We start from the raw sequence: 8,292 nt of genomic DNA on the forward strand, positions 1-8,292 counted from the left end.
TCCGTGCAATTTCTGCTATAGACTCTGATTTCTTCCAAAGCTTTACGGCAGTTCGGCGTTTCTCTTCCTGCGCGGAAGCGGGTAATTTTCTTGCATCAATAATATCCATTTGGGTATTATACAGAACTATAGAGCCACCGGGTTAATAACTAGCGAGGTAAAAGTGCTAGTACCAGGTATTCACAGAGCCGAAGGTTAGCCAAAGGGCAAGGTTAAATCCGCGAGGAATTGGCTGGAGGAAGCCCAAGGTAAAATCGCGCGGTGATGTAAAAGAATCGGATTTGAGGTGTGACATAAATGGGTCAGTGGACCCGTGACCATTAAGCCCTCCATCTGCAATTTGGCTTATGTTTTATAAATCCGGCATCTACGTGAGGAAAGTTAATTGTCTTACCCTAAGTTAAAGCACTGAGTTAGGGCGCTGAGCCGCCGAACGACAGGCCATATGCTGTTGAATGTCATCTCGGATTTAAGAAAGTATCTGCTTGGTTGGAAAGCGTACTTCGGCATAACGGAAGTACTGAGCCCGCTGCGAAACATCGACAAATGGATCAGGCGAAAATTGTGGTGTTATATCTGGAAGCAATGGGGACGTAGCGGTTATCGAAAACTGCGCCGTCTGAGTGTTGATCGTTGGACACGTGGAATACGGCTAAGTCCGCCCATGGTCCCTAGCGCTTAAGCAGGAGTCCTGCCCTTTACAGGGCATTGCCGAATCGATATTTTGCAGACTTGGGATTGCCCTCATTGGCAATGTGATGAGAAGTGAGGAAATGAACCGCTGTGGTACGTGACCCCTATGCCCAGTGGTGTGGGAGGAGGGGTGCCGTGAGCTGCCACCCTATCCCGATTAGCAATCATCAATACATCTATAGACCTTGCGGTAAGTGTACTAAATACAATAAGGAGCTCCAAAATGGAAAGGTTTTGCAAAGTAGGTGTTCAAAATATAATGAAGGTTGGTGTTGCCTTGGGTGTAGCTATCGGAGCGGGGGTTGGTGCTGCTACGAACAACATAGGACAAGCTATAGGCTTTGCTGTCGCTCTGAGCGTTGTACTTGGCGCTATATGGAGACGGAGTGCAAACCAAGAAGCTCGCTAACAAGTAAAGGCACCTGGCGTTAAAACCGCCGCTTCGCTCTGCTTTTTCCGCAGGAGCTTTAGGCATTATGTAAACACATGGATTGAGAAATGATTTCACATACAACGTTAGGGACAAATGATCTGGTCAGGGCTGAGCAGTTTTTTGATGAAATCTTGCCTTTCTTGAATGGCAAGAAGTTGATGAATACTGACCGAGCTGTTTTCTATGCCTTTGGAGGGAACGGCTCAAAACTAGCAATTTCTCAGCCATTTGACGGCCAGCCGGCGACACAAGGTAACGGTACTATGGTAGCGTTTTCAGCTTCAAGTATCGAAGATGTTAAAGTGTTGCATTCGAAAGCTATTTCATTAGGTGCCACAAATGAGGGGGATCCAGGTGAAAGGCATGGTGGTCTTTATTACGGTGCTTATTTTAGAGACCTAGATGGCAACAAATTTGCAATCTTCCACCTACTGAGTAAACCCAAAGCATAACAAGGGCGTGAATTTGACTTCTGCCCCGCTGCTGCAAATGATGCCGGAGTTAGAGTAATGAATAGACACTGAAGAAATTACTTACTTAGCGATATATCTCGCAATTTTCACAGTGTATTTTACGTCGTCATTCTTCGCCATAAGATGGGGCTGGAGAAAGCCAGATCGCTTTAGCTATAAGGCTAAGATTCCATTGAAAGTCGGTTTACTTACTTTTTTCTATTCTCCAACAGTTTTTACGTGATCTCGGGAGCGATTAAAAATATTGTATTTTGATTTCGAAAATCTGGCGATCAGTAACGGTGTTCGAAGAATTTATTCCTCGTATAGTGAGGGTGAGTAAATACCTAATGAACTGTGGAAAAATTGAAAGAGCATATAATAAGGCAAACAAAAAATATCCAGAGGAAGTACTAGGGTATACTGACGAAAATGTTATCGAGCTGCAGGAACGCTGCGAATATATGATCAAAGATTATTACATTGTAAAAAGGCCAATTAACTATTCATCAAATCATATATCCTTATGCGATAGCGTTATTGAAACTAATAAATTCTATTGTTCTGATTGGCAGCATAATGCTAATTCAAAAAGATCGTAGTGTGCGCATATTGGCTATTCCGCATTCAGTTCTTAGTTTGGTTAATTTTTCCATCGGCGCAGTGGTTGGTATTTTCTATCTCTGGATTGGAGGATGCCGAAGAATATTCCAAAAGATTTATCGTGTAAATAGGCTGGCTAGCTACTCAAAAAACGCCAATAAATAAAATACAAACTAAAGCCTATCATTAAGCTCAAGCAAGCATAAGTGTACACGAAGTACCATCCTTTTAAATGATGTTCTTTTGGTACCCATTTACCATTCATAACCAGAATATTGAGTAACGCAAAGATAGGCGCACAAACGAAAGATAAAGTAGTCACAAAGTCGATCAGGTTTTTTAGCTGGTTGGCAAATAGGGATATAATAAACCAGCTTATAACGCTAAGGGTAATTAGGGTTGTTACGTAGATTCTATTTCCGGAGATATTGCTACTATTTGATGATTTCAGAGCGCTACGCCAAACTTGTGGGAACCCATCAGAGACTGCAAATGTTGTTGAGAAAAGTGCAACAAAACAGATAATACTGATTATTAAGTGGCTCCAGTCACCCAGAGATTCGGTATAGATATTGATTAGCTGCCCAGCAAAAATGCCTGCGGATTGAGATAGTTCTATATCTTTCCCAAACATTATCAGTGCGCCTAACCAAACAAATACTATTGCTAATAGCAAGCTAGTGAAATAACCAACTTTAAAATCAAATACTAGGGACTTTTTAGTAAGCTCTCTTTCCGCTTGTTCTTTAATCTTCCGTTCCGACCAAATAGAATGCCAAACAGAGACTTCGATCGAAGTTGGCATCCACCCGACTAATGCAACTATAAATGCGATACTCATTGCTGGGGCCAAATTCGCTGTCGAATGTGCTTTAGAGGGAAGAAGGCCGTTTTGACTTATTGCAGCAATAAGTGTAATCAAGCTGGCGATAGCTAGTATAAGTACCATCCACTTTAGGGTCTCATTCAGCCACTTAAATTGGCCGGCAATCAATACTCCGCAAGTGATGATCAGAATGACGGCAGACCACTCCGAAACGTTTAAGATGTCACCAAATAGATTCAAAGCCAAGGCTGCAGTAACAATCGTAACCGCAGCTTGGACAAAGAACATTGTTAGCAATGTGAGCGCCAGATAGCTATAAAAGCCTAATCGGCTATGTTTTCTATAGCCTTCTAACAAACTCTCGCCGGTAACGGCAGCATACTCTGGACCAATTTTGAAAAAAGGGTATTTGATTAAATGAGCTAGAAAAATGAACCCGATCAAAGCGAAAGCGTAATCCGCCCCGGCACGAGTAGATTGGACAATATGAGATACGCCAATGCTGCTAGCAGCCCAAATAATTCCGGGGCCCAGATTAGAGAAAGTGCGTTTAAATACATCCATTAAATTAGAACTGCTCTGAGTGATGTTGTCCAAAATAGCCTTTTGCCATATCGATAAAGGTTTTGACTTTCAAGGAAAGCTCGCAGCGATGAGGGTAGAGCGCAAAAACTGTCAGTGGTTTTATAGTAAGTTCAGGCAAAATCTCAATTAGTTGCCCAGACTCGACATAAGATTTGACTGAATAGAAAGGGGCCTGAATTATTCCCTGTCCATCAGCGGCGGCTTCATTTAATAGTCTCCCATTGTTGGATTGCCACGCCCAAGGTAATTTTATTTTTTTAATTTCTTCTTTATCTCGAAACAACCAGTGGTCGCCTCGAATGCTGTGGTTAAAGAAAAGTAATTGGTGTCTCTTTAGTGATTCCATATTTTCAGGTAGCTCATTTTTCTTGATATAAGAATCACTTGCCCAGAGTGCTAATTTGGTCTTCGCGACTGATTGAACAATGTAGCTGGAGTCGGGTAATTCTGGTGCGATCCTAAAAACAAGATCGATTTTGTTGTCGAGCAAATCGAGAGGGTCATTGCTGAGTTGAAAATCCAGAAACACCTGAGGATAAAGCTCGCGATAATTTGCGATCAAGCTCGAGAAATATTGACTACCTAGTTCTACACTCGTCGATATCGACAGTTTACCTTTGGGTTCTTGATTATATTCTGACATCGCCTGATCGGCAGCATGGAGTTTATTTAGTATTGGTGAAATCTGCCTATAGTAATTTTCGCCTGCTTCGGTTATTGATACCTTGCGCGTATTACGCATAACCAATAAACAACCCAATTCTTCTTCTAACTGCTTGATGTACTTGCCAACCATTGCTGCCGAAATACCGAGCTCACGAGCAGCAGCCGCAAAGTTCTGCTTTTCACATACCAAGCAGTATGCTTCAAGAGCGTGTAATTTGTTCATTGACTTTCCTCGCGGCTAGTCAGCTTCTCTTCTCGTGGAGGGATGAAAAATCGAGTATACCAACAAGCATGCTAAACCTATAGTTTATACACTATAAACCAGAATGCCGTTTAAAGTACACTCCTAATGACGCAAAATGACCTGATTATATTAAGAATCCCGCAAGTTCCTCCTAGATAAGCCTATGAATATCAAACGAATCTCCGCTCTGGTAGTTTTATTTATTGCTTTTAACAGCTACGCATTAGCCGCGGAAAATAAGGCAGGTCAGGTCCTGCTCATTAATGCCAATATAGTGGATGTTAAATCTCTTAAAATCGATGAAAAGCAATCGATTCTTATCGAAGGCAACAAAATCAAAAGAATCGCTTCAACCAAGAAACTCTCCAAAATGAGAGGTGCTAGCGTTGTCGATTTAGATGGGAAATTCGTTATTCCGGGTCTAATAGACGCTCATGTTCACCATGCTACGGATCCAGATAGCTGGGACAAGCTATCAATTACTACGGAGCGGCTACGTTACCTGCTTCAGGGTGGAGTCACTTCTGTGAGAGATATGGGGGGAGATGCGCGTGCGCTGGCGTACTTAAAGCGCCAAGCTGAGGTCGACGCCATCGCTTCGCCTGATATCTACTTTTCAGTCATAATCGGTGGAGAAACCTTTTTCTCTGATCCAAGAACCATTGCTTCGGCCAAAGGACGTAATCCTGGGCACACAGTCTGGATGAGGGCGGTGGATGAGAATTCGGATATGGATTCAATAATGCTCCAAGCGAGAGGTGCTGGCGCAACGGGCATTAAGATCTACGCAGACGTTGAAGCCGATACGGTACCATTACTTGCCAGTGCAGCTAAAAAACATGACTTAAAAGTCTGGTCGCATGCCTATATTGGCCCTTCCAAACCTTTGCAAACTGTTAATGCAGGCGTTGAGACTATTTCACATGCTTCTGATATATCTGCACAGTTAGTTGATAATTTCAAGGAATGGCGAAGGAAAAACGCTGAGTTTGACCATTTAACCCGGGAAGAAGTGCTGAAAAAAGATGGATATATAGATCTTTTTAGCGCAATGAGAGATAACGGGACAATTTTAGATGCGACTCTTACTGTATTTGAAGAAAGAAATGGCTTAAGTGAAAAATACAGATTTCTTGATCAGCTAAGTACAAAAATGACACAATTTGCCTATCAAAGCGGTATTACTATTGCGGCCGGCACAGATGCATTCAGTGATCTCGATAAGGATACGACACCGATGATTCACCATGAGCTGAAACTGCTCGTGGATAAGGTTGGCATGATGCCTCTTGAAGCAATTCAAGCAGCCACTCTTAACGCCGCAAAAGTGATAGGAATCGAAGATTCTGTCGGAAGTGTTGAAGTAGGAAAGAAGGCGAACTTGGTGGTGCTTTCAGGAAGTCCTGAGCAAAATATTGAAAATAGTAAGTCGATTGCCCATGTGATAAAGAATGGACGATTTATTTTTATCGGTGATGATCCACAGTTGCCTTTCTCTTCTTCACGCGAGATGAATGGAACTATTTGGTTGTCTGGCCAAATCGGAAATCACCCTTCAACTTTAGCGTTGGCGGGAGAGACCCTGGACGCTCAGATGCATCAAACAATGAAGAATATTGGCCAAGTTCTTAAAAGTAAAAACTTAAGTTTTGATGATGTCGTTAAATGCACTTTAATGCTCGCCGATATTGATGATTGGCCAGTGGCAAACAAGGTCTACGTTCAATACTTCAGTGGGAAAATGCCTGCGAGAAGTGCTTTTGCAGCGAGTGGATTGGCGCTTGATGCCAAAGTGGAAGTGGAGTGTATTGCTTCACGAAGTGCCGATTAGTTCTGGGAGCATTATGAATAAAATAAACAGAAGAGTATTAATTAAATCTCTTGTATCAGGCAGTCTTGGTTCTTATCTGGCTATTAACTCAGGTGTATTAAATGCTTTTTCTAGCACTGATGTAAGTAAGTCAATCTGGAGTAAATACGATTCATCGATTGTCATTGATGGACTCGGTGGGGCATTTTCACTTAGACAACCAGTCACTCAAGCCGCGCTAGATGCCTTCAAAAACTCTGGGATCAGTGCTTTGAATATGACTGTTCCTTACCCTGGTGACGACTATGCTGAGACTATAAAGAAAATTGAAAAAACCAAATCGATCATTGAGCAGAACTCAACCAGCTTAATTTTGATTCAATCCGCTTCAGACATCCTAAAAGCTAAGCTGGAAAAGAAGCTTGGTATCATAATGGGATTCCAGTCAACCGAAATGTTTGATAAATCACTTTCGGACATTTCAGAATTCGCGAAGATGGGTGTCAAGATAATGCAGGTCTCCTACAACGGACCTTCAATTCTTGGCAGTGGCGGGCTTGTCAAGAAAGACTCTGGAATTACTTCGCTTGGGAAAAGAGCCATCGAGGTAATGGAGTCAGAGAAAGTGTTGGTCGATCTTTCACATTCAGGAAAGAGAACTGTTTCGAGTGCTATCGAACAGGCAAAAAGACCAGTTGTGATATCTCACACTGGCTGCAACGCGATTTACGAGCACCCTCGTAACAATGATGATAAAGAATTAAAGGCTGCAGCTGATACTGGCGGCTTGGTTGGTATCTATTTAATGCCATTTTTAGAGGGGGGTGAGCACGAAATTAAAGCCGATATGGTAATCAAACACATACTTCACGCCTATAAAGTTTGTGGGGAAGACCATATTGCCATAGGCAGTGACCAAGGAGTAGTGCCAGTCAACGATGGCCCCGATTATCGTGAAAGTATCCGTAAAGAGGTTGCGCGTCGTATTGCTGCAGGAATTTCTGCGCCCGGCGAAACACCACATCGTCCACCATTTATTCCCGAACTAAATTCTGAAAGACGAATGGAGCTTATTGCTTACAAGCTAAGTCAAAAAGGAGTTCCTGATCGAGTGGTGGAAAAAATAATCGGTAAAAATTGGTTGCGTGTTTTCGCTAGCGTGTGGAATTAAAAAGAGGTCGGCATAAATGGTTAAGCGTGTTAAATTAGATGGCATTCTTATTCGACTAGTTACATGTATTACGCTTATCTTTTCGCCTGTGATCTTTGCAGAAGAGCTTAGTACCTACTCCAAATTCCCAAAATCCTCAAAGACTGAAGTGATTCCTTTTCCGGTCGAATTTGCTTCAGATATCACCTTAAATGGTATTGAAGAACTTGTGTTTCTTCCAGGTATGTATAAACCCGAAGAGGAAGACTTTTTTAGCTACGCTTTTTCATGGACCCATAAACCTGAGAAAGGTCAAGTTTTTCAGAAGTCTGAAATTCAAGAGTTTATCGTCGCCTATTATAAAGGTTTGTACAAGGCGGTCAGTGATGGCAAAGAGTATGAACCTGCTGTCACAATGGAGCAGGCTGATGAGGAATACACTGGCCAGATAAGCTGGGTTGAGCCATTCGTGACCAAAAAGAAACAGACTCTCCATTTTAAAGGGAATCAAGTTTACTGTGAAAAAATTAATGAGCTTCGCTGGTACTTCCTTGTCTCGCCTCAAGGTTCTCCTCACTCCGTCTGGGACGAGCTTCAGTCTATAAAACCTTCCAACTGTTAGCGAAGACTCCTGACTTAACTGTCACTTGATGTTTGAGCTAATTTCCGATGGGCTCATAAAGCTCATGAAAAGGGGGAGTCAATTCTAAAGTTTATTGGGAATGTAATTGCGGCACTACTGCTTTCAATTTTAATGTGGGCACCTCGGTAGTGTTCAGAATTCTGTGTCATTTCTTTACCATTAACAAAAAAGAGATGACCCATGACCA

Annotated in this window: 8 protein-coding genes; 6 read left to right on the plus strand and 2 right to left on the minus strand. The window is 42.3% G+C overall.

What is annotated here, in order from left to right; translation table 11 throughout:
* Window positions 1-445 precede the first annotated feature (445 nt).
* From ACCI49_RS22515 to ACCI49_RS22520, 3 genes are all read left to right on the plus strand, one after another.
* Window positions 446-682 carry a group II intron maturase-specific domain-containing protein gene (locus tag ACCI49_RS22515; RefSeq protein WP_371841481.1) on the plus strand — a complete coding sequence of 79 codons (237 nt, stop codon included), beginning with the start codon at window positions 446-448 and terminating at the stop codon, window positions 680-682.
* A 270-nt stretch (window positions 683-952) separates the two neighbouring features.
* The gene (locus ACCI49_RS25160; protein WP_503629707.1) at window positions 953-1,102 is read left to right on the plus strand and encodes a glycine zipper domain-containing protein; all 150 of its coding nucleotides are present in this window, start codon (window positions 953-955) and stop codon (window positions 1,100-1,102) included.
* Between the two features lie 89 nt (window positions 1,103-1,191).
* Complete coding sequence (locus ACCI49_RS22520; protein WP_371841482.1) at window positions 1,192-1,578, plus strand: VOC family protein; 387 nt, start codon at window positions 1,192-1,194, stop codon at window positions 1,576-1,578.
* A gap of 739 nt (window positions 1,579-2,317) precedes the next feature.
* Here the strand turns inward: ACCI49_RS22520 and ACCI49_RS22525 are convergent.
* Together ACCI49_RS22525 and ACCI49_RS22530 are read right to left on the minus strand one after the other, a co-directional pair.
* Complete coding sequence (locus tag ACCI49_RS22525; RefSeq protein ID WP_371841483.1) at window positions 2,318-3,604, minus strand: NRAMP family divalent metal transporter; 1,287 nt, start codon at window positions 3,602-3,604, stop codon at window positions 2,318-2,320.
* Window positions 3,576-4,481, minus strand: a complete 906-nt coding sequence (locus tag ACCI49_RS22530) for a LysR family transcriptional regulator (protein ID WP_371841484.1) — start codon at window positions 4,479-4,481, stop codon at window positions 3,576-3,578. The genes ACCI49_RS22525 and ACCI49_RS22530 overlap by 29 nt, the downstream gene beginning before the upstream one ends.
* Before the next feature lie 184 nt (window positions 4,482-4,665).
* On the opposite strand from ACCI49_RS22530, the gene ACCI49_RS22535 reads away from it, so the two are divergent.
* Genes ACCI49_RS22535 through ACCI49_RS22545 form a run of 3 tightly spaced genes read left to right on the plus strand, consistent with a single transcriptional unit; the run spans window position 4,666 to window position 8,084 of the window.
* Window positions 4,666-6,333, plus strand: coding sequence for an amidohydrolase family protein (locus tag ACCI49_RS22535; RefSeq protein ID WP_371841485.1), 1,668 nt, complete (start codon window positions 4,666-4,668; stop codon window positions 6,331-6,333).
* A 13-nt stretch (window positions 6,334-6,346) separates the two neighbouring features.
* Window positions 6,347-7,483 (plus strand): dipeptidase, encoded by a 1,137-nt coding sequence (locus tag ACCI49_RS22540; RefSeq protein ID WP_371841486.1) that lies wholly within the window; start codon window positions 6,347-6,349, stop codon window positions 7,481-7,483.
* Window positions 7,484-7,499: 16 nt separating this feature from the next.
* The gene (locus tag ACCI49_RS22545) at window positions 7,500-8,084 is read left to right on the plus strand and encodes a hypothetical protein (protein ID WP_371841487.1); all 585 of its coding nucleotides are present in this window, start codon (window positions 7,500-7,502) and stop codon (window positions 8,082-8,084) included.
* The last annotated feature ends 208 nt before the right edge of the window (window positions 8,085-8,292 follow it).

This window comes from Microbulbifer epialgicus (assembly GCF_041447265.1).
Classification (GTDB): Bacteria; Pseudomonadota; Gammaproteobacteria; order Pseudomonadales; family Cellvibrionaceae; genus Microbulbifer; species Microbulbifer epialgicus.